This window comes from Nonomuraea sp. NPDC052116, from assembly GCF_040680035.1.
GTDB classification, from domain to species: domain Bacteria; phylum Actinomycetota; class Actinomycetes; order Streptosporangiales; family Streptosporangiaceae; genus Nonomuraea; species Nonomuraea angiospora_A.
This window is the reverse complement of record NZ_JBFAWA010000046.1, coordinates 1-20,514: the sequence shown is the minus strand read 5'-3', so window position 1 is coordinate 20,514 and position 20,514 is coordinate 1. Positions and strand designations below refer to the sequence as shown.

Genomic DNA, 20,514 nt, shown 5'->3' with positions numbered 1-20,514 from the left:
CAGCACCATCGGCACCCAACGCCCGCCGACCACCCGCACGGCCGGCATCCTGCACATCCCGAGCAGGCCAGCTACCGCCGGCGTCCTGGACATCCCGAGCAGGCCAACTGCCACCAGCCGGGCCAGCACCATCCGAACCCGACGCCCGCCGACCACCAGCACGGCCGGCATCCCGCGCAGGCCAACTACCGCCGGCCCGGCCGGCGGCGTTCGGGTCTGGGGTCGGCTGGCCGGAGGCGGGGGTGGGGGTGTCCTGGTCTCTGCCGGGCGAGCGGCCGCCGCGGGTGCGGCCCGTGCCGTCCTGGCCGGAAGAGGATCTGCCGTGACCGCCCGAACCGGCTCTCCTGCGGGCCATCACAGGCCCGCCGCCCCGATCAGGTTGCCGAGGCCGAACGTGACCGCCGCGGCGATCGCGCCCACCACGAGCTGGCGCAGCCCTGAGAACCACCAGCTGCGCGCCGTCACCGCCGAGACCAGCGCGCCCGCCGCGAACAGGGCCACGCAGGACACCGCCGCCGACAGCGCCAGGTCCCTGGCGCCGAGCAGGTACGGCAGCAGAGGCAGCACCGCCCCCAGGCTGAACGACAGGAACGACGACACCGCGGCCACCACCGGTGAGGGCAGCTCGCCGGGGGCGACGCCCAGTTCGTTCTGGGCGTGGACCTCCAGCGCGCGGTCCGGGTTGCGGGAGATCTGCCTGGACACCTCGGCGGCCAGGCCGGGCTCCACGCCCTTGTCGACGAACGTCTGTGCCAGCTCCGCCTGCTCGTCGTCAGGGTGGCGGGCGAGCTCGCGCCGTTCGACGGCGATCTCGGCCTGGGCCAGCTCGCGCTGGCTGGCGACCGAGACGTACTCGCCGCCCGCCATGGACAGCGCGCCGGCGGCGAGCCCGGCGACGCCTCCGAGGGCGATGACCTTCGTGTTGGTCGTCCCGCCCGCGACACCCGCGATGAGCGCGAAGTTCGACACCAGGCCGTCCATCGCGCCGAACACCGAGGGCCGCAACCAGCCTCCGGTGACGTCGCGATGCTGGTGGTGGATCTCCGCGCGACCACTCATCGCGAGTTCTTCTCCTTCGTCACGACTTCGGCGTCAGATGCCTCTACCCCGTCGGCGGGGGTCACATCATCCGCCGGCGGCGGGGCATCCTTCGCTCCGTCGTCCTCGGCCTTCTCGGCCTGCTCAGGCTTCTCGGCCTTTTCGGCTGCCGGCGCCGGAGCGTCCGTGACTTCTGTGACTTCCGCGTCCGTGGTCGTGTCGGTCTCCGGAGCCGGGTCGTCCGTGGCTTCGGGGTCCTTGGACGGATCGGCCGATGGTCGAGGGCTCGGAGTGTCCTCGCCGTCGTCGGTCGAGGTGGGCTCCTGGGGGTCCTCGGAGTCGGCGTCCGCCTGGTCGGCGGGGTGGGCCGGGTCGGCCGGGGCCACGATCTCCACGCTGTCCCGGTTCCTGGACAGCCAGAAGTACGCCAGCGCCGCCACGAACAGCACGATCGACGTCCACTGGTTGATCCGCAGCCCGAGGAACGTCACCGCGTGGTCCACGCCGCCGACCGGGTCGATGCGCAGCCCTTCGATCCAGAAGCGGCCCAGCGTGTAGCCGGCGACGTAGAGGGCGAACAGCCGCCCGTGGCGCAGGGCGAAGCGCCGGCCCGCGAAGAGGAGCACGAAGCCGAGCGCCACGTCCCACAACGACTCGTACAGGAAGGTCGGGTGGTAGAGCACCCCCGGCTCGCCCCCGTGGTCGGCGTCGATCTCCAGGCCCCACGGCAGCGTGGTCGGCGAGCCGTAGAGCTCCTGGTTGAACCAGTTGCCCCAGCGGCCGATGGCCTGGGCGAAGGCGATGCCGGGCGCGACCGTGTCGGCGACGGCGCTCATGGAGATGCCGCGTTTGCGCACGGCGAACCAGACGCCGAGCGCGCCGAGTGCGATCGCGCCCCAGATGCCGAGGCCGCCCTCCCAGATGAACAGCGCCTGGATGGGCTCCTTGATCGCGCGGCTGCCGAAATAGGTCTGCCAGTCGGTGATGACGTGGTAGAGGCGGCCGCCGATCAGGCCGAAGATGACCGCGGGGACCGCGATGTCGACGATCGTCCCCTTCTGGCCACCGCGGGCCTGCCAGCGCCGCTCGCTCAGCCAGACGGCGACGATGACGCCGAGCACGATGCATAGCGCATAAGCCCGGATCGGGATGATTCCGAGATACCAGACCCCCTGGGAAGGGCTGGGAATCGAGGCAAGGGGCATGTCACGTGAGGGTAGCGGAAGAGAGACTACTTGGCCGCCTTCGTAATCGCTTCGCGCAGATCTTGCGGGCTGAAGAGTACGGGATTGTCGATTTCCTTGCCGTTCAGTTTCACCGTCGGCGTATGGTCGATCTTCTGCGCATCGATGATCTTCTTGCTGTACGAGAGCTGCGCGTCGGCGTGCTTCTGCGTGGTGACGCACTGGTCGAAGTCCGGCGCGGTCACGCCGGCCTGCTTGCCCCAGTTCTTCAGCTGGTCGACCGTGAAGCCGGCCTCGGTCTCGGACGGCTGGTTCTGGTAGAGCAGGTCATGGAAGGCGACCCACTGCTTGCCGTCGGCGACACATCGGGCGGCACTGCCCGCGCGTACGGAGTTGGACTTGGTCGGCTCCTGGGAGAAGATCGTGATCGGGTGGTAGACGACCTTGGCCTTGCCCTCGGCGGCGAGGTTCTTGAAGGTCTGGCCGCTGACCCGCTCGAGCTCCTTGCAGGCGGGACACTGGAAGTCCTCGTAGATGTCGACCACGGGCGCGGCGACGCCCTGGTTGGCCATCACGACCGAGCCGTCGGGCTGCACCGTGACCGACGCGAGCGCTCCGGCGGCCTGCTCGGACTGCGAGTTGCTGGCGGCGTACCACCAGCCGAGCCCGACGGCGGCCACCGCGACCGCCCCGGCGGTCACGTACGTGGCGATGCGCCGGCGCCTTTCCCGTAGGCGTGCCTCGGCCTGCTGTTCCCTGATCTTCTCGCGCGCGCTCTTCGTCTTGGTGCGCTCAGCCTTGCTCATCGTCGTCATCCCCTTCAATACGATTGTCGCCCCCCAGTCCAAGGGCGCCGTCGAGCGCGAAACGGCCCGGCGGGAAACGCACCGCCCAGGCGCCGAGCAGCACGAGCCCGAAGTCGCGCAGGATGTCGAGCAAGTACGTCGGCTCCTCCCCTACCCCCAGCTGGCCGCCGCCACCGAAGCAGCCGCAGTCGATCCGCAGGCCGTGCACCCAGGCCCAGGCGATGCCGAACACGAAGGCGAACATGAGCAGCCCGGCGATCACCGCGGCCACCCTGGTCAGCAGACCGACGACCAGCAGCAGGCCGACGACGATCTCCAGGATCGGCAGGGCGTAGCCCACCGTGACGGCGATCGATTCGGGCAGCAGCTGGTAAGCCTTGACCGCCACGACGGAGTCGGCCGGGTTGCCGATCTTGAGCCCACCCGCCGCGATCAGCACCCCGCCCAGGACCAGCCGGGCGACGGTCGTCACCCAGGGTATCGCCGAGAACTCTCTGCGTGACGATAGTGACGCGTCCACACGCCATCTCCTCTTTCTCTGCGCCGGGATGGGCACAGTATCGGGAATCCATATGACCACGCGGCGGATAAGCACCGGCTAAGCCGTGTTTCTTGCGGGAATTACGCAGTCAAGTAAAAATTTACGCATGCAAGTAACGGTCACGGGCTCCGCCAGACGAGCGCAGATCGTGACGGCGACCATCGCGACGATCGCCGAGCTCGGCTACCGTCAGGCGTCGTTCGCCCGGATCGCCCGATCTGCCGGGCTCAGCAGCACGCGCCTGATCTCGTACCACTTCGCGGGCAAGGACGAGCTGATCGCTCAGGTGATCGCGACGATCCAGGGGCGGCTTTCGGCGTTCATGACGGAGCGGGTACGCACACAGCGCACGGCCGGCGCGGCGCTGGAGACGTACATCCGCTCCCTGGCGGAGTACGTCAGCGAGCACCGCGCCGAGATGCGCGCGGCCACGGAGATCCTCCTCAACCACCGCCCCGAGACCGCCGGCCTGTCGGCTCTGTCCCACCTCGAGCGGTTACTGGTCTGGGGGCAGGAGAGCGGCGAGTTCGGGGCGTTCAACGTGCGGGTGACCGCGATGGCGGTCCAGCGCGCGCTGGACGGCCTGCCGCTCCTGCTGGAGGCCGACCCCGACGCCGACCCGGCCGAGTACGCCGACGGGCTGGCCGCGCTGTTCGCCAGGGCGGTCCTGGCATGACGGGCCCGCTCAGCCGCACGTGAACCTGGCCTCGCCCCAGTCGGCGTGGTCGTTGCCGTTCCCGTCGCCGCCGTCCCCGGCCACCAGGTCCACGTAACGGGCTCCGGTCAGGTCGGCGCTCAGCTCGTACGCCGCGTCGGCGGCCCGCAGGACCGGGCTGCGCGCCTTCTCCACCCCGTCCGCCACCACGGCGAACTGCACGGACCCCCGCGTCGCCTGCACGTCGTCGACCCCCACGAACGCCGTGAACCCCGCGCACGCACCGCCCAGGTGGAAGCGGACCCTGGCCGGCGCGTGCGTGCCGAGCCCCTTGGCGAACGTCCGCCCGCCGATGACGATCGGCCCGCCGTCGGCCTCGCCGGTGTCGCCGTTGGACCGGTCGCGCTCCACCGGCCCCCAGCCGTTGTCCGCGGTGACCCACTCCAGGTCGCTCGCGTAGGCGTCCTCCGCAGGCGGCCGGGGCGGCGTGCGCACGGTCGCGGACGCGGTGAGCCGCTTCGCCGCGCCGCCCACGGAGTAGCCCGCGGCGGCCCCGAGCTCGTAGCTCCCGGAGGCGTCCGCGGGCGGGGTGACCTGCCAGGTCGTGGTCAACTTGGCGCCCGGCTCCACGACGCCGGTCCCGTCGCCGGTGGCCGTCCACCCGTCCGGTACGTCCAGCGTCACCCGCACGTCCTGGGCCGTCGAGTCCTCGTGGTTCGTGAACGTGGTGACGACCTCGTTGGCCCTCCCCTGCTCCAGGACGCCGGCGGGCGCCACCTCCAGCGACCCGCACGCCTGAGCGTCCGGCGCCGCGCCGAGGTCGGTCACGGAGAAGTCGTCGAGGACGAAGTCGGCCCCGGCCTGCTCGGCCTTGAGCGAACGCAGCCCGACCCACACGTCCCCGCACCCCGCCACCACCCGCTCCCTGAACGTCCCCGTCGTCCGCCGCTCGGGGATGGGCGTACGCCGCGTCTCGACGCTGGCGCCGCCCTTGTCGTAGCCGGTCACCCACTGGTACGCGTCCGCCTGCGCGCTCTGGTAGGCGAAGGACACCTCGTACGCGTGCCCCGGCTCGAACCGCGCGGTCCACGGCAGCGTGCGGTAGATGAGCCCCTGGCGCTCCTCGTGCGCCTTCAGCGACCAGTCGCCGTTCAGCACGTCGTCGATCGTCTTGCCGTTCCACCCGGCCTGCGTGTACGGCTCGTGCCGCTCGGACAGGTGCGTGCGCGCGTCGAACGACCCGCCCGCGTCCCCCTTCACGAACGGCCCCCAGCCGGGCTCGTTCGACTCGAACGTCTCCACGTCACCGGCCGGCTCCCGCTCGAACAGCCTCACGTCGTCCACCCGCACGTCACCGTCCGCGGCGGCGGCCGTGATCCGCAGGGTGGCCGACGTGCCGGGCGCGGTGAAGGTCACCTTGGCCCGCTGGAAGTAGGTGTCGTGCTTCTCGTCGGAGGCGATGTAGTTCCTGGCCGTGGACCGGCTGACGGTCACCGCCTGACCGGCGACCTCCAGGGTGGTCTCGCGGGTCCTGCCCGGCTCGACCTCGACAAAGGCGGAGGCGGTGTAGGTGCGGCCGGGCCGCAGGCCCGTCAGCCGCTGCTCCAGCCGCGCCCGCGCCCCGCCGCCGAGCAGCGCCACCCGCTGGCCCAGGTCGTTCTCGCGGACGCTCACGGGGCCCGTGACGGTCCATCCGGCGAGCCGGTCACCGTTGAAGCCGGGGTCGCGCACGCCGCTGTCCTGCCCCCAGTCCGGGTCCGGCTGCCGGGGCGCCTTGCCGGGGTAGAGCACGTACGGCACGCCCGCCTCCGCCCGCAACGTGATCTTCCCGTGCTCCGGGGTGACCGTGCCGACGGCCACGCGGCCCTGGCCGGTGAGCCGGTAGACGGTCATCGGCCGGTCGGCGTCCCAGGTCGTGACCCCTCCCGCCGGGTTGTAGTGGTAGTACCTGCCCTGCCACGGCAGCAGGTAGGTGCCCCCGTCGAGCACCTTGTGCCCGCCGGCGAACAGTTCGCGCCTCCCGTCCCGGTACGTGCCGCGCACGCCGCCGGAGAAGACGATCTCGTCCGCGTTCCAGTCCATGATCTTGTAGTGCTGCAGGAACTTGACCGGCAGGTTGTGCTCCCAGATGTTGCGGTAGAACGCGGTGAAGTCGTTCTTGGCCTGCCAGCCCTCGAACTCGACGATGCGGGCGTTGCCGAGGATCGGGTGGGCGTTCCAGACGTCCTTCTCGTCGTTGCGGATGAACCGGATGATCTGGGAGTTCAGCCCCTTGTTGGTGACCCCGCCGTAGTTGAGGTCGTTGGCCCAGTGGGACCACAGGGACGCGCGTTCGAGCTTGTCCGACCACTCCGTGGTCACCTGCCAGCCCTGCTCGCGCAGCTCGGCCAGCGTGCGGTCGGCGACCCAGCCGAACGGCCTGAACACGTCCACGTACAGCACCGCGAGGTTGCGGTCGGTCTCGGCGCGCAGCTGCGCGAAGCGCCCGGCCAGGGTGCCCCTGGTGAGGTCGCCGCGCTGGTCGATCAGGTACGCCTGGTCGAGCCAGTTCCAGCCCTTGGCGGCCTTGTCGACGAGCTGCTCGCCGAAGTTCCTGGCCTCGGGGTAGGACTCGGTGGCGTTGACGTGCACGCCGAACGTGGCGTTCCAGCCCTTGCCGGCCTTGAGCAGCGTGTTCAGGTCCTTCAGCCCGCCCGCGCGCCGGTTGTAGTTGCCGCCGTAGTCGGGGTGCGCCGCGTCGTGGCCCTCCGACTGGTAGCCCTTGAGCAGCGCGAGCTGCCCGAGGCCGTCGGTGGCCAGCGAGATGCGCTTGACGTCGTCCAGGGTGCGCAGGAACGGGTGCGTGGCCTGGCTGGAGAAGTTGAACGGGATGTGCGTGACCACGCGGTCCCCGGTCCGCTCGGCGCCGGGCGCCTTGACGGCGACGGCCCTGAACGCCACCGCGCCGTCCTGCCAGTCGAGCGTCCCGTCGCCGTTGGCGTCGGGCGTGACCACGACCTTGGCCCAGGGCGGCTCCTCGGTGAACGGCGAGCCGGTCGCGCGGTGCGTCCACTGGCCGCTCCACACGCCCACGGTGACCGTGCCGCCGGCGTCCTTCCTGGCCTGGTGCCAGAGCCTGGCGGCGTCCCGGTCGGTGACGCCCGAGGGGCGGTCGTACGTGGAGTTCGTCTCGATCGCGGCGGCCAGCCGGTCGGTGTTCACGATCGCGTACGTAGCCCCGATCGGGCCGTCGTCAGGCTCGGTGCCCGGCGTGACCTGCGCGAAGACGTCGGCGGTGCGGGTGGAGTTCGGGTCCAGCCGGGTGAACGCGGTCGCCGCGCCCGGCTGCGCGCTCGACACCGACACCAGGTCATGGCCAGGCAGGTCGATGGTGTTGACGCGGAACGCCTCGGTGTCGGCCACCGAGTCGATCCGGAACGTCGTCACCCGGCCCTTGACCCCGATGCTCGCCCCGAGCGCGACGCCGCCGAGATCGGGGAAGGTCAGCCGGTAGCGGGCGGTAGCGCCGTCGTTCGCGGTCAGCGCCACGGTGGCGGCTCGCGCCTGGCCGTTGAGGACGACGGCGGGCACGCCCGCGCCGCCCCCGAGCCTGGCGCCGCTCGCCCGGTCGGTGTAGCCCAAGACGCGCGGGAAGTCGGGGTCGAGCTCAACGCGCAGCGCCGGGGACGAGATCGCGATCGGCCGGGCCACCCGCGCGGGCCTGGGCGGCTCGTTCTGCGCGGTGGGGCTGGGCGGGGGCGTCCCGGTGGGCGGCGTCTCCGGGGACGGCAACGCGTACGTCGGGGTGGGCTCCGGGCTTGCAGACGCCGGTTCGGGGTCTACCGACGCCGGGGCAGGACCGGCGGAGGCCGGGGCGGTCATGGCCGTGACCGCGAGTACGAGGGCCGCTGCGAACGTGAGGGGGCTGGGACGCATCGGTGTCCTTTCGGGGTCGTGCGTCGCACCGCTTCGGGGCCCCGATCATCACCCGCCCCGGACCGCACGCCAAGGACTTACGCGCCAGATCCTTGCAGCAATCCCGAAATTTCGTCACATAGGCGGTAAAGCGCCCTTACCGGCGGACCCCCTGGGCCATGTCCCTGGCCAGGGCTCCGATGGAGGCCCGGCCCTCTGCCTCGTCGGACGCGTCGAGGATGCGGCGGATGAACGCCGACCCCACGATCACCCCGTCGGCGTAGGTCGCCACCTCGGCCGCCTGCGCGCCCGTGCCCACGCCGAGGCCCACGCACACCGGCAGGTCCGTGTGCGCCCGGGTCCGCTCGACCAGGCCCTCGGCGGCGACGTTGACGCTCTCCCTGGCGCCGGTGACGCCCATCAGCGAGGCCGCGTACACGAAGCCCGTGCAGCAGTCGACGACGGCCTTGATGCGCTGCTCGGTCGAGCTCGGCGCCACCAGGAACACCGTGTCGATGCCCGCGGACGCGGACGCCGCCCGCCACGGCTCCGACTCCTCGGGCGTCAGGTCGGGCGTGATCGTGCCCACGCCGCCGGCGTTGGCGAGGTCGCGGGCGAACCGCTCGGCGCCGTACTTGTCGATGGGGTTCCAGTAGGTCATGACGAGCGTGGCGGCACCGGTCGCGGCGACGCCCTCGACCGTGCGCAGCACGTCGGCGATGCGCGTGCCGTTGACCAGCGAGCGGTGCACCGCGTCCTGGATCGTCGGCCCGTCCATGAGCGGGTCGGAGTAGGGCAGGCCGATCTCGATGACGTCGCAGCCGGCCTCGACCAGGGCCGCAGCCGCGGCGACGTCGCCGCCCTTGGAGGGGAAGCCCGCGGGCAGGTAGCCGACGAGCGCGGCCCGGTTGTCCGCCTTCGCCTTGGCGAAAACCGTCTGAAGAGTCGTCATGTCTGTCCGTTTCGAAGGTCGAGTCCCACCAGTTATCCCCCGGCGCGGGACCCCACGCCGGGGTGGCGGCTCGTCAGAGGTTGAAGTATTTCATCGCCGTGCCCATGTCTTTGTCGCCGCGGCCGGAGAGGTTGACCAGGATCGTCGCCTCGGGGCCGAGCTCGCGGCCCAGCTCCAGCGCGCCCGCCAGGGCGTGGGAGGACTCGATGGCCGGGATGATGCCCTCGGTCCTGGCCAGCAGCGAGAACGCGGCCATCGCCGCGTCGTCGGTGACGCCGTGGTAGGTGGCGCGGCCCGAGTCCTTCAGCCAGGCGTGCTCGGGGCCGACGCCCGGGTAGTCGAGCCCGGCCGAGATCGAGTGGGACTCGATGGTCTGGCCCTCGTCGTCCTGCAGCACGTAGGTGCGCGAGCCGTGCAGCACGCCGATCGAGCCGGCGGTGAGCGTGAGCGCGTGCTCGCCGGACTCCAGGCCGCGCCCGGCGGCCTCGTAGCCGTGCAGCTGGACGCCCTCGTCACCGAGGAACGCGTGGAAGATGCCGATCGCGTTGCTGCCGCCGCCGACCGCCGCGCACACCGCGTCGGGCAGGCCGCCGGTCAGCTCCTGGATCTGGCGGCGGGCCTCGACGCCGATGATGCGCGCGAAGTCGCGGACGATCTCGGGGAACGGGTGCGGCCCCGCGATCGTGCCGAACAGGTAGTGGGTGGAGTCGACGTTGGTCACCCAGTCGCGGAACGCCTCGTTGATGGCGTCCTTCAGCGTCTGGGAGCCGTTGGTCACCGGCACCACGGTGGCGCCGAGCAGCTTCATCCTGGCGACGTTGAGCGCCTGGCGCTCGCAGTCGACCGCGCCCATGTAGATCACGCACTCCAGGCCGAGCAGGGCGGCCGCGGTGGCGGTGGCCACGCCGTGCTGGCCCGCGCCGGTCTCGGCGATCACGCGCTTCTTGCCCAGCCGCTTGGTCAGCAGGGCCTGGCCGAGCACGTTGTTGATCTTGTGAGCGCCGGTGTGGGTGAGGTCCTCACGCTTGAGCACGATCCTGGCGCCGCCGGCGTGCTCGCTGAAGCGCGGCACGTCGGTCAGCGTGGTCGGCCGGCCCGCGTACGTGCGCAGCAGATGGTCGAACTCCCGCAGGAACTCCGGGTCGTTCTTGGCCTTCTCGTAGACCGCGGCCACCTCGTCGAGCGCCGGGATGAGCGCCTCGGGGACGAACCGGCCGCCGAAGATGCCGAACTTGCCGTGCACGTCCGGGTCGTCGCCGAGCGGGCCGTTGCCCGTCAGGTCGGCGGCGGTCAGGATGGAGCCTTCGTGTGCCACTGCTATCCCTCTGCTGAGTGGTCGGGGCGCGTCGCTGGATGGGCTCCGGCGGTCACCAGGGCCTCCACTGCCTTGCGCGGGTCCTTGCCGGTGACCAGGCTCTCCCCGACCAGGACGGCGTCGGCGCCGGCCCTGGCATAGGCGAGCAGGTCGTGCGGGCCGCGCACGCCCGACTCGGCAATCTTGATCACATTATCGGGGATCTTGGGCGCCAGCTTCGTGAAGACCTCGCGATCGACTTCGAGTGTCTTGAGGTTGCGCGCGTTGATCCCGATGACCCGGGCACCGGCGGCGACCGCCCGCTCGAGCTCCTCCTCGGTGTGCACCTCGACCAGCGGGGTGAGCCCGATCGACTCGGCCCGCTCGATCAGCGACACCAGCGCCTCCTGCTCCAGGCAGACGACCATCAGCAGCGCCAGGTCGGCGCCGTGGGCCCGGGCCTCCCAGAGCTGGTAGGAGGTCAGGATGAAGTCTTTGCGCAGGATCGGGATGTCGACCCGGGCGCGAACCGCCGCCAGGTCCTCGAGGCTGCCGCCGAACTTGCGCCGCTCGGTCAGCACGCTGATGACGTGGGCGCCGCCCTCTTCGTAGTCGGCCGCCAGCGCGGCCGGGTCGGCGATGGCGGCCAGCGCGCCCTTGGACGGGCTCGACCGCTTGACCTCGGCGATCACCGAGATCCTGTCGCCCCCGAGCGCGGCCATGGCGTCTCTGGGCGCGTGGGCGCGCTCGGCCCGCCGCTTGAGCTCGTCAATGGACACGGCCTGCTGACGTGCGGCGAGGTCGGCGCGCACCCCGTCGAGGATGTCGTCGAGGACACTCGGCCCTTCCGTCCGCTCACTCACGCGCTTGAGGTCCCTCCGGTCGACTGTGGGGGCGGCGGAGAGTTCGCGTCGCGTCCGCTCTCTGCCTTGTCCTGCGATGGTATCGGCCCGCACGGGGTCACCTCACCACAGGCCCCCCGGCTGGGAGTCCCTACGGAGCGAGGAACGCCCCGAACGGCAGGTTACGGACGACCCAGTAGACCACGACGAGGGCGAGGAACGCCCACAGCCACGCCGGATGGGCGAGCGTGGTGCGTCTCGGCCTGCCCTGCCAGGCGCGTACGACCCATCTCCCCCACCAGAACAGCAGGAACGGCATCATGGCCACGGCGAGAGGGTTCATCCCGAGCGCGGTGGCCGGGTCGAGATGGGCGAGCGCGTGGATGGTCCGCAGCGTGCCGCAGCCCGGGCAGTAGAGGTGGGTGAGCGCCAGGAACGGGCAGGTCGGGTAGTGGCCCGGCTGGTTGGGGTCCACCATCCCGACGAACGCGAACACGGCGCCCGTCGCGCCCGCAACACCGAGCGGCGCGAGCAGGCCCTTGAGGCGCGCCGCGCCGCGCCACTCGGTTGTTGCGATGCTCATGCTCTCAGTATCCGCCTTCCGGCTCAGTAGCTCGAGCTCGGGACACTGGCGGCCAGGAGGACGAACACCACCACGTAGAAGAGGATGACCAGCACCCACCAGATGATGCCCGCGATCAACGACCGCTTCCACCAGGTCTTGGCCTCCTCGCTCGCCAGCGCGGCACCCTGGAAGTCGCCGACCTGCCACTTCGAGTTGACCTGCGAAGACTTGACGATCGACACGATGCCCAGGGGAAGGCAGCAGAACAGGGTGGTCAGGATGGCCGCGACCAGGTGGTTGTCCGGCGGGTTGCCACCGGCCGGGGGCTGCTGGCCGTAACCGTAGCCACCGCCGCTCGGAGGCTGCTGGCCGTAGCCGCCGCCGCTCGGGGGCTGCTGGCCGTAACCACCGCCGTAGCCACCGCCACTCGGGGGCTGCTGGCCGTAGCCACCGCCGCCGCTCGGAGGCTGCTGACCGTAGCCGCCACCACTCGGGGGCTGCTGGCCATAACCGCCGCCGGGCGGCTGCGAGCCGTAGCCGCCGTCGCCCTGATTGCCGTAACTCATGAAGGACCTCTCATGTTGTTATCCGTGGCAAGTTGCGCGCGGCAGCCTAGCGAGGATACGCCCCCTACGTGGAAGAACGTCCATTTTGCGGACAATTCGTAATCGGACCGCAAGCGGCTCGTCACGGTCCGGCCACGCTCGCGGAGGGTTACCGGCCGGTTCAGTAGTCGTACGAGGACGACGTGGCGGCGGCGCTGAGCCCGATCATCGACAGGATGAACCCGCCGAAGATGAGCCAGCACAGCACCCAGATCACGACGGTGATGTAGGACGTGACCAGACCGCCGACGGCCATGCCCGAGCCCTCCTCGCCGGTCTTCTTGATCCGGTTGAGGGCGATGTGGCCGAGGATCACGCCCGGGATGCTGGTGACCCCGCAGAAGATCAGGCCGATGATGCCCAGGACGAGCGAGGCCACCGCCATGCCGTTGGTGGACCTGGGCTGCTGGGGCGGCGCGCCGTAGCCGTAGCCCTGCTGACCGTAACCCTGCTGACCATAGGCCTGCTGGCCGTAGCTGGGGGGCTGCTGGCCGTAGCCGCCGGCGCTCGGGGGCTGCTGGCCGTAGCCGAGCGGCTCCTGCGGATAGCTGGGCGGCTGCTCCCCGTACCCGCCCTGGCCGTAACCGCCCTGGCTGGGGGGCTGCTGCCCGTAACCGCCGCCCCCGGTCGGGGGCTGCTGCCCGTACCCACCCCCGTAGCTGGGCGGCTGCTGGCCGTAACCGCCGCCCCCGCTGGGGGGCTGCTGGCCGTACCCACCGCCGGGCTGCTGCGCGCCGTAGCCGCCGCCGCTGCCCTGATCCCCGTAGCTCATGCGCCTGGCTCCTAAGTGTTCGTGGCGAGTTGCAACGGCAGCTTATTGAGGAAACGTTTGCCAAGGAGACAGAGGTTCAGAACAGTAAAGAAATCGTCATAGCGCGGAGAGTCAGCGGGAGTCGGTGGGGTCGTCGCCGCGGTCGAGCGCGTCCCACAGCGCCCGGTCGTCCTTGACCTCGGCGCGGGCCTTGCCGGCGCCCCCATTGGCGTCCCCGTCGGCGCCCGGCTCGGTGCCCCTGTCGTAGCGCGCCGACATCCCCGCCCATCTGCCGCCGCGCACGATCGCGACGATCCCGCCGGCGATCACCAGGACCGCTCCGGCGGCCGTGACCGCCGGCCAGAGCGGGGCGGCCTCCCAGGGGAGGTCGGCGGCGCCGCGCAGGACGTTCTGCTCGCGCAGCCAGCCGGTGACGGTGTCGCCGCCGAGCGCCGTCCACGTCCCGGCCGCCGCGCCCGCCCCGCACAGGGCGACCAGCGCCCCGACGACGCGGCGCCCCGCGCCCTTGGTGGCCAGCACGGCCACCACCCCGGCCAGCGCGGCCAGGGCGACGGGGGTCAGGACGGGGCTGAGCTCGGCTCCGGTGGGCGCGGCCACGCCCGCCTCCAGGATCCGCACCCAGGCCCGGCTCGCGCCGAACAGCACGAGCACGCATCCGAGGACGGTCGCCCCCAGCCAGCTCCACAGCTCTCTGTGCCCCATGCGGCCTGCTATCCGAGCGGGATCTCGAGCTGGTCGGCGTCGAAGCACGTGCGGTCTCCGGTGTGGCACGCACCGTCGACCTGGTCGACCTTGACGAGGACGGCGTCGCCGTCGCAGTCGAGGGCCACCGCCTTGACGTGCTGGACGTGGCCGGAGGTGTCGCCCTTCACCCAGAGCTCGGCGCGGCTGCGGGACCAGTAGGTGGCCCGGCCGGTGGTGAGCGTCCGATGCAGCGCCTCGTCGTTCATCCAGGCCAGCATGAGCACCTCGCCGGTGTCGTACTGCTGGGCGATGGCGGCGACCAGGCCGTCGGCGTCGCGCTTCAACCGCGCGGCGATCTTGGGGTCAAGGGACATGCGTCCATTCAACCAGCCTGCCCGCCTGCCCGGCTTACCGGGCACGCGGGCAGGGACGTCACATTCGGTCAGGAGCGGGCCGCGGAGATCCACGACGCGTGCAGGTCGGCGTACACGCCGGGCTCCCCCACCAGCTCGGCGTGCGGGCCGCGCTGCACCAGGCGGCCCGCGTCGAAGACCAGGACCTCGTCGGCGTTCTCCGCCGTCGACAGGCGGTGCGCGATCGAGACGGCCGTACGGCCGCGCGTCACGCCCTCCAGCGCCCGCGCCAGCCGTACCTCCGTGGCCGGGTCCACCGCCGAGGTGGCCTCGTCGAGCAGGAGCAGGTCGGGGTCGGCCAGGTACGCCCGCGCCAGGGCGACGAGCTGCCGCTCGCCCGCCGAGAGGGACTCGCCACGCTGGCCCACGGGGGTGTCCAGCCCGGCGGGCAGGCCCTCCAGCCAGTCGGCCAGGCCCAGCTCGGTCATCGCGAGCCGGATCTCCTCGGCGGTGGCCGACGGCTTGCCGTAGCGGACGTTCTCCTCCAGCGTCCCGTCGAACAGGAAGCCGTCCTGCGGCACCATGACGATCCGCTCGCGCAGCGAGGAGAAGCGGACGTCGCGCAGGTCGTGGCCGTCCACCGTGACGCGGCCCGCGGCCGGGTCCATGAGGCGGGTCAGGAGCTTGGCGAACGTGGTCTTGCCCGACCCCGTCTCCCCCACCACCGCGACCCGCGAGCGCGGCGGGATGTCCACGGTGACCTCGCGCAGCACGGGCGCGCCGCCGGGGTAGGAGAAGTGCACGTTCTCGAAGGCGACCGAGATGGGGCCGCGGGGCAGCGTCACGCCCCGGTCGCCGGGGTCGGCCACGTCGGCCGGCGTGTCGAGCACGCCCAGGATGCGGCGCCAGCCGGCGATGGCGTTCTGGGCCTCGTTCAGCACCTCGGTGGCCGTCTGCAGCGGCGAGACGAACAGCGTCACCAGGAACAGGAACGCCACCAGCTGCCCCTGCGTGATGTCGCCCGACAGGCCGAGCCGCACGCCGAGCAGCACGATCGCGCCGATGGCGACGGCGGCCACGATCTCGGTCAGGGGGAAGACGAAGCCGACGATGGTCTGCGCCCTGATCTGGGCGCGGCGGTTGGCGTTCACGGCCGTGTCGATGCGCTCGGCGGTGCGGCGCTCGGAGGCGTACGCCCTGATGACGGTGGCCCCGACGACGGACTCGCTGACCGCCGCCAGCATGTCGCCGGTGCGCTCGCGCACGATCGTGTACGCCCGCGACAGCAGCCGCTGGAAACGCGGCAGCGCGATCATCAGCGGGATGAAGCACGCCCAGACGAGCAGGGTGAGCTGCCAGGAGTAGACGAACATGAGCACGGTCGCCACGAACAGCTGCCCGAACGCCACGATGATCATCAGCCCGCCCCACTGCATGAACGCGCTGATCTGGTCGATGTCGTTGGTGACGCGCGAGACCAGGGAGCCGCGCCGCTCGGTGTTCTGGGTGAGCACCGACAGGTCGTGCACGTGGCGGAAGCCGCGCACGCGCAGGGTCGCCAGGGACGACTCGGTGGCCTTGTAGAGGCGGACGTTCATGATGTAGGCGGCCAGGGCCGTGAGCAGCACCGCGGCCGCGCAGACAAGAACAGCCTTGGTGATGTACGGAAGGTCCGGCGAGCCGCCCTTGAGCCCCGTGTCGATCGTCTGCTGGACCGCGATCGGCACGATGATCTTGCCGATGGTCGCGATGACGGCCAGCGCCAGCGTGCCCGCCAGCCCCTTGCGGAACTCGGGCGTGAGCGAGAGGCCATGCCGGATCGTGGCGAGCGCGGAACGTTCAGAGTTGCCCTGGATGCTCTGCGCCGTCATGCGCTGACCCCTTCTTCCTCTTCTGCCTGCAGGTCGATGGCGGCGCGCTCGGCTTCCTCGCGCTCGTAGGCGGTCACCAGGTTGCGGTAGCCCTCGCAGCGCTCCAGCAGCTCCTCGTGCGGGCCCCGGTCCACGACCCGGCCGTGGTCGAGGAAGACCACCTCGTCGGCCAGGGCGATCGTGGCCATCCGGTAGGCGACGACCACGACGGTCGAGGACTCGGCCGCGTCCCGCAGCCCGTACAGGATCCTGGCCTCGACCTGCGGGTCCACGCTGGAGGTGGCGTCGTCGAGGATGAGCAGGCGGGGCCGGCGCACGACCGCGCGGGCCAGCGCGAGGCGCTGGCGCTGGCCGCCGGACAGCGTCGCGCCGCGCTCGCCGACCCGCGTGTCGAGCCCGTCGGCGAGCCTGGCCACGAAGCCGTCGGCCTGGGCCAGCCGCAGGGCGGCCCACACGTCCTCGTCGCCCGCCTCCAGCCCGAGCGCGATGTTGCCGCGCACGCTGTCGTCGAACAGGAACGTCTGCTGCGGCACCAGCGCCACCGACTCGGCGATGCCGCCGTAGGCCAGCTCGCGCAGGTCCACGCCGTCGAGCAGCACCTGTCCCGTGCCGGGGTCCACGAGCCGGACGAGCAGCTGCACGAGCGTGGACTTGCCCGAGCCGGTGGGCCCGACCAGCGCGACGGTACGGCCGGCGGGCACGTCGAAGGTGACGTCGTGGAGCACCTGGGCCTCGCCGTAGGCGTACGAGACGCCGGAGACCTCCAGCGCGGCGGGAGTGGAGGCGGCGGTGGTGGCGGCCACGCCGCCGTACTCCATGGAGCCGGTGGCCTCCAGCACGGCCTGCACCCGCTGCCAGCCGACGACGCTGCGCGGCAGCTCGGCCAGCACCCAGCCGAGCGCCCTGATCGGGAAGGACAGCAGCGTGAACAGGTACGCCACCTGCACCAGGTCGCCGGAGTCGATCGCACCGGCGGACAGCCGCGCGGCGCCGACGGCGAGCACCGCGAGCACGCCGATCGTGGGCAGCGCCTCCAGCAGCGGGTCGAACAGCCCGCGCACGCGCCCGACCGCGATGTTGGCGTCGCGCAGCTCGTGGGCGCGCCGCCGGAACCGGTCGGTCTCCAGCTCCTCCCGGCCGAGCGTCTTGACGACAAGCGCGCCGTCGAAGCTCTCGTGCGCGATCTCGCTGACCTCGGCGCGCAGCTGCTGCGCGCGGGTGGCCAGCGGGCTGAGCTTGCGCTGATAAATCAGGTTAAGTACGGCGATCGCCGGAAAAATCAAGAAGCCCACCAGCGCGAGCACGAGGTCCGTGAACAGCATCGCGATCGCCGCGGTGAACAGCATGACGATCACGCCCACGGCCATCGGCAGCGGCGCGAGCGGCGCCCAGGCGGCCTCGGCGTCGGCGCTGGCGTTCGACAGGAGCTGTCCGGTCGGGTGCTGATGGTGCCAGGACAGCGGCAGCCTCAGGTACTGCTTGGTCACGTCCCTGCGTGACCTGGCCTGCATGCGGTACTGCATGACCCCCGCCAGGATGCGGCGCCCGGCCACGCCGACCGCCTTGAGCAGCGCCGTCCCGACGATGAGGAGCGCTCCCGTCCAGAGCGCCCCCGAAGCGATGCGGCCCGACCCGAAGGCCGGCAGCACCACGTTCTGCGTCGCCCAGCCCAGCGCCCACGCGGACGCGACGGTCATGCCGCCGTAGACCGCGCTGGCCAGCACCGCCAGCGCGAACACCGCTTTCTCCGTCTGAATGGCCACCCCAAGGACACGCAGCCCTTGACGCATCACGGCCGAGGTGACCTTGGTCGCCACGCGGCACGTTCCCCTTCCAATCCGACATATCTGCCTAAGTCACTATCACTCCAGATATGCACGTTATTCCCACCGGTAGGGTTGACCACGTGACGTACGCCCGCGACGAACGCTCCGCGCTCTGCGACCTGTTCGACCGCCTCGGTCCCGACGCCCCCACGCTCTGCACGGGCTGGACCACCTACGACCTGGCCGCCCACCTCGCACTGCGCGAGCGCAGGCCCGACGCCATGGGCGGCATCGCGCTCAAGCCCCTCGCCGGCTACACCGCCTCGGTGCAGAACGGACTCAAGGCCAAGCACCCCTTCCCCGAACTGGTCGGCCTGGTACGCGAGCCGGGCGGCGTCTACGGGCTGCTGCCCTTCCTCGACGACGCCGTCAACACGCTGGAGTTCTTCGTCCACCACGAGGACGTCCGCCGCGCCCAGCCGTCATGGGAGCCCCGCGAGCTGTCCGACGACCTCGAACGGCTCATCTGGAAGCGGGTCGCCAGCGGGGCCCGGCTGATGCTGCGCAAGGCGCCGGTCGGCGTGGTGCTGCACCGGCTCGGCGGCGGCGTGGCGCTCGGCGGCCCCCGCGGCGGCGCGCGGGTCGAGGTCACCGGCCGGGCGGCCGAGCTGCTCATGTTCTGCTTCGGGCGGCAGCGGCACACCAAGGTGGAGCTGACCGGCGACCCGGAGGACGTCGAACGACTGCGCGAGGCCTCCCTCGGCGTCTGAGCGATCCGGACGACCTATCACGGAAATCCCGGCGAACAAGGGGTTCACGCCAGACCTTCTGCGCTTACCATTGGCTCAGTAAGGAAGCCCCCCGGTTAGGATCATGTACATCTTCACCAAGATGCCTGATGATCGCCCAGATCCGGGTATATACGGCTGGGAATGGACTGCAGGAGGCCCCCATGCAGGTCAAGAAGGTGATCACCTACGTGGCTGTCGCGTTCGTGGTGTTCTACCTGTTCACCAAGCCGACCCAGGCTGCGGCGGCGGTCAACGGAGTGTTTGAAGGAATCCTTCACGGAGCAGACCAATTGGCTGTGTTCTTCACAAATGTTCTGACCTGACGCGAGGCTTCTGTCTGCGCCAGATGCTTCCCCGCGCTGCCGGATCGTGTTACGCAGGCAGGATGAGAGATCGCCCGAGCGGCACAAAGATCAATCAGCTCGATCCCAACGCGCGGCGGATCCTCGAGCGAACCGAGCTCGAGGGGATCGAGCTGATCCGTTTTCTGTACGCCGACCACGGTGGCGTGATCCGGGGCAAGGCCGCGTCCCGGTCGAGGTTGGCGGAACGGCTCAGCACGGGCATCGGGCACACGGTGGCCATGATGGCGATGAACATGCTCGACCAGCTCCAGGAGGTCGAGCACATGGGTCCGGTGGGCGAGGTGCGCATTGTCCCCGACCCCGCCACCTACGTCCCGTTGCCCCATGCGCCGGGCGCGGCGGCGATGCTGTCCGACCTGCGCCTGCCGGACGGCTCGCCGTGGGGGGCCTGCGCGCGCACCTTCCTCAAAGAGGCCATCGCCGAGCTCGCCACCGAGGGCTACACGCTGGTCGCGGCGTTCGAGCCGGAGTTCACGCTCGGCCGCCGCCTGCCCGACCCGGCCGGCGGCCCCGACCGGCTGGTCCCGCTCGACGACTCGCTGTGCTACGCCAACGCCGGGTTCGACACGGCCCACGACTACACGATCAAGCTCATCCACGCCCTGGAGACGCAGGGGCTGCGGGTCGAGCACTACCATCCCGAGCTGGGGCCCGGCCAGCAGGAGCTGTCCGTGCGTCACGCGCCCGCGCTGCGCGCCGCCGACAACCACGTCCTCTACCGCGAGACCGTGCGCGGGACGGCGATGCGCATGCAGATGTGGGCCACGCTGGCCCCCAAGCCGCTGGCCGACCAGGCGGGCAACGGCGCGCACCTGCACCTGTCCCTGTGGAGCGACAACCGTAACGTCTTCGCCGAGGACGGCGAGGTGCGCGACGGGTTCATCGGCGGCCTGATGGCCCATCTGCCCGGCCTGACGGCGCTCACGTGCGGGAGCGTCAACAGCTTCCGGCGGCTGGCGCCCCGCACATGGGCGAGCGCGTACGCCGTCCACGGGCCCGACAACCGCGAGGCCGCGGTGCGCGTGTGCTCCCCGCTCGGCGAGAGCGGCGAGCCCAACCTGGAGCTCAAGCCTTCCGACTCCTCCGCCAACCCCTACCTGGCGCTCGGGGCCGTCATCCACGCCGGCCTGGACGGCATCCGGCGCAAGCTGGACCCGGGGCCCGCCGTGGACGTGGACCCGGACACTCGGCCCGGCCAGTACACCCGCCTGCCGGCCTCGCTGGACGAGGCGCTGGACGCGCTGGAGGCCGACGAGGTGCTCATGGAGGCGCTGGGGCCGCTGCGGCGTAGCGCGTACCTGGCGGTCAAGCGCTCGGAGGCGGCGGCGTTCGCCGCGAAGGACGTCGCGTACGAGCTGTTCCACCACCTGCGGGTCTTCTGACGGACGCGCGCAGGCGGGCCTCGCGACCCGCCCGCACGCGCTGACACCCGCCCCGGCGGGCTAGCCCCGTTTTCCGCATGTGAGTGATCTTCAGCGGAGGTCTCGTGGATCGATGTCGAGGAGGTCCAGGAGATCGAGTTGGAGATCGGTGGGT

19 protein-coding genes are annotated in these 20,514 nt (G+C 71.2%); 4 read left to right on the top strand and 15 right to left on the bottom strand.

The window, feature by feature from the left end:
• Positions 1 to 354 precede the first annotated feature (354 nt).
• From AB0L65_RS54180 to AB0L65_RS54165, 4 genes are read right to left on the bottom strand one after another with little or no spacing between them, the layout of a single operon-like run.
• Positions 355 to 1,059 (bottom strand): VIT1/CCC1 transporter family protein, encoded by a 705-nt coding sequence (locus tag AB0L65_RS54180; protein WP_363963776.1) that lies wholly within the window; start codon positions 1,057 to 1,059, stop codon positions 355 to 357.
• A complete protein-coding gene (lgt, locus tag AB0L65_RS54175) occupies positions 1,056 to 2,243 on the bottom strand; it encodes a prolipoprotein diacylglyceryl transferase (protein WP_364263933.1) in 1,188 nt (395 codons plus the stop codon). The genes AB0L65_RS54180 and lgt overlap by 4 nt, the downstream gene beginning before the upstream one ends.
• A gap of 26 nt (positions 2,244 to 2,269) precedes the next feature.
• Positions 2,270 to 3,028 (bottom strand): thioredoxin domain-containing protein, encoded by a 759-nt coding sequence (locus tag AB0L65_RS54170; protein ID WP_364263930.1) that lies wholly within the window; start codon positions 3,026 to 3,028, stop codon positions 2,270 to 2,272.
• Complete coding sequence (locus AB0L65_RS54165; RefSeq protein ID WP_364263927.1) at positions 3,015 to 3,500, bottom strand: MauE/DoxX family redox-associated membrane protein; 486 nt, start codon at positions 3,498 to 3,500, stop codon at positions 3,015 to 3,017. The genes AB0L65_RS54170 and AB0L65_RS54165 overlap by 14 nt, the downstream gene beginning before the upstream one ends.
• 175 nt (positions 3,501 to 3,675) lie before the next feature.
• Between AB0L65_RS54165 and AB0L65_RS54160 the strand changes: the two genes are divergently transcribed.
• Positions 3,676 to 4,245, top strand: coding sequence for a TetR/AcrR family transcriptional regulator (locus AB0L65_RS54160; RefSeq protein WP_364263924.1), 570 nt, complete (start codon positions 3,676 to 3,678; stop codon positions 4,243 to 4,245).
• A 9-nt stretch (positions 4,246 to 4,254) separates the two neighbouring features.
• On the opposite strand, the gene AB0L65_RS54155 is transcribed toward AB0L65_RS54160, so the two are convergent.
• From AB0L65_RS54155 to AB0L65_RS54105, 11 genes are all read right to left on the bottom strand, one after another.
• The gene (locus tag AB0L65_RS54155) at positions 4,255 to 8,139 is read right to left on the bottom strand and encodes an endo-alpha-N-acetylgalactosaminidase family protein (RefSeq protein ID WP_364263921.1); all 3,885 of its coding nucleotides are present in this window, start codon (positions 8,137 to 8,139) and stop codon (positions 4,255 to 4,257) included.
• 136 nt (positions 8,140 to 8,275) lie between these two features.
• Positions 8,276 to 9,070: a tryptophan synthase subunit alpha gene (gene trpA, locus AB0L65_RS54150; protein WP_350726265.1), complete on the bottom strand. Its 795-nt coding sequence runs from the start codon at positions 9,068 to 9,070 to the stop codon at positions 8,276 to 8,278.
• Positions 9,071 to 9,143: 73 nt separating this feature from the next.
• Entirely contained in the window at positions 9,144 to 10,349 is a 1,206-nt protein-coding gene (gene trpB, locus AB0L65_RS54145; RefSeq protein WP_357730127.1) for a tryptophan synthase subunit beta, read from the bottom strand.
• Between the two features lie 38 nt (positions 10,350 to 10,387).
• The gene (trpC, locus tag AB0L65_RS54140) at positions 10,388 to 11,227 is read right to left on the bottom strand and encodes an indole-3-glycerol phosphate synthase TrpC (RefSeq protein ID WP_192792295.1); all 840 of its coding nucleotides are present in this window, start codon (positions 11,225 to 11,227) and stop codon (positions 10,388 to 10,390) included.
• Between the two features lie 130 nt (positions 11,228 to 11,357).
• The gene (locus AB0L65_RS54135) at positions 11,358 to 11,789 is read right to left on the bottom strand and encodes a DUF2752 domain-containing protein (protein ID WP_364263918.1); all 432 of its coding nucleotides are present in this window, start codon (positions 11,787 to 11,789) and stop codon (positions 11,358 to 11,360) included.
• A gap of 23 nt (positions 11,790 to 11,812) precedes the next feature.
• Positions 11,813 to 12,337 carry a CD225/dispanin family protein gene (locus AB0L65_RS54130; protein ID WP_364263915.1) on the bottom strand — a complete coding sequence of 175 codons (525 nt, stop codon included), beginning with the start codon at positions 12,335 to 12,337 and terminating at the stop codon, positions 11,813 to 11,815.
• Between the two features lie 160 nt (positions 12,338 to 12,497).
• Positions 12,498 to 13,148 (bottom strand): DUF4190 domain-containing protein, encoded by a 651-nt coding sequence (locus tag AB0L65_RS54125; RefSeq protein WP_364263912.1) that lies wholly within the window; start codon positions 13,146 to 13,148, stop codon positions 12,498 to 12,500.
• 111 nt (positions 13,149 to 13,259) lie between these two features.
• Complete coding sequence (locus tag AB0L65_RS54120; protein WP_364263909.1) at positions 13,260 to 13,850, bottom strand: Trp biosynthesis-associated membrane protein; 591 nt, start codon at positions 13,848 to 13,850, stop codon at positions 13,260 to 13,262.
• An 8-nt stretch (positions 13,851 to 13,858) separates the two neighbouring features.
• On the bottom strand, positions 13,859 to 14,206 hold the full coding sequence (gene hisI / locus AB0L65_RS54115) for a phosphoribosyl-AMP cyclohydrolase (RefSeq protein ID WP_185073053.1): 348 nt from the start codon (positions 14,204 to 14,206) through the stop codon (positions 13,859 to 13,861).
• 68 nt (positions 14,207 to 14,274) lie between these two features.
• The gene (locus AB0L65_RS54110; protein ID WP_364263906.1) at positions 14,275 to 16,056 is read right to left on the bottom strand and encodes an ABC transporter ATP-binding protein; all 1,782 of its coding nucleotides are present in this window, start codon (positions 16,054 to 16,056) and stop codon (positions 14,275 to 14,277) included.
• Positions 16,053 to 17,846 carry an ABC transporter ATP-binding protein gene (locus tag AB0L65_RS54105; RefSeq protein WP_364264094.1) on the bottom strand — a complete coding sequence of 598 codons (1,794 nt, stop codon included), beginning with the start codon at positions 17,844 to 17,846 and terminating at the stop codon, positions 16,053 to 16,055. The genes AB0L65_RS54110 and AB0L65_RS54105 overlap by 4 nt, the downstream gene beginning before the upstream one ends.
• A 116-nt stretch (positions 17,847 to 17,962) precedes the next feature.
• Between AB0L65_RS54105 and AB0L65_RS54100 the strand changes: the two genes are divergently transcribed.
• The 3 genes from AB0L65_RS54100 to AB0L65_RS54090 all read left to right on the top strand — a co-directional run bounded on the left by AB0L65_RS54100 (position 17,963) and on the right by AB0L65_RS54090 (position 20,360).
• Positions 17,963 to 18,592, top strand: coding sequence for a TIGR03085 family metal-binding protein (locus tag AB0L65_RS54100; RefSeq protein WP_364263903.1), 630 nt, complete (start codon positions 17,963 to 17,965; stop codon positions 18,590 to 18,592).
• Between the two features lie 128 nt (positions 18,593 to 18,720).
• Entirely contained in the window at positions 18,721 to 18,936 is a 216-nt protein-coding gene (locus tag AB0L65_RS54095) for a hypothetical protein (RefSeq protein ID WP_185079467.1), read from the top strand.
• Positions 18,937 to 18,998: 62 nt separating this feature from the next.
• A complete protein-coding gene (locus tag AB0L65_RS54090) occupies positions 18,999 to 20,360 on the top strand; it encodes a glutamine synthetase family protein (protein ID WP_363963756.1) in 1,362 nt (453 codons plus the stop codon).
• The last annotated feature ends 154 nt before the right edge of the window (positions 20,361 to 20,514 follow it).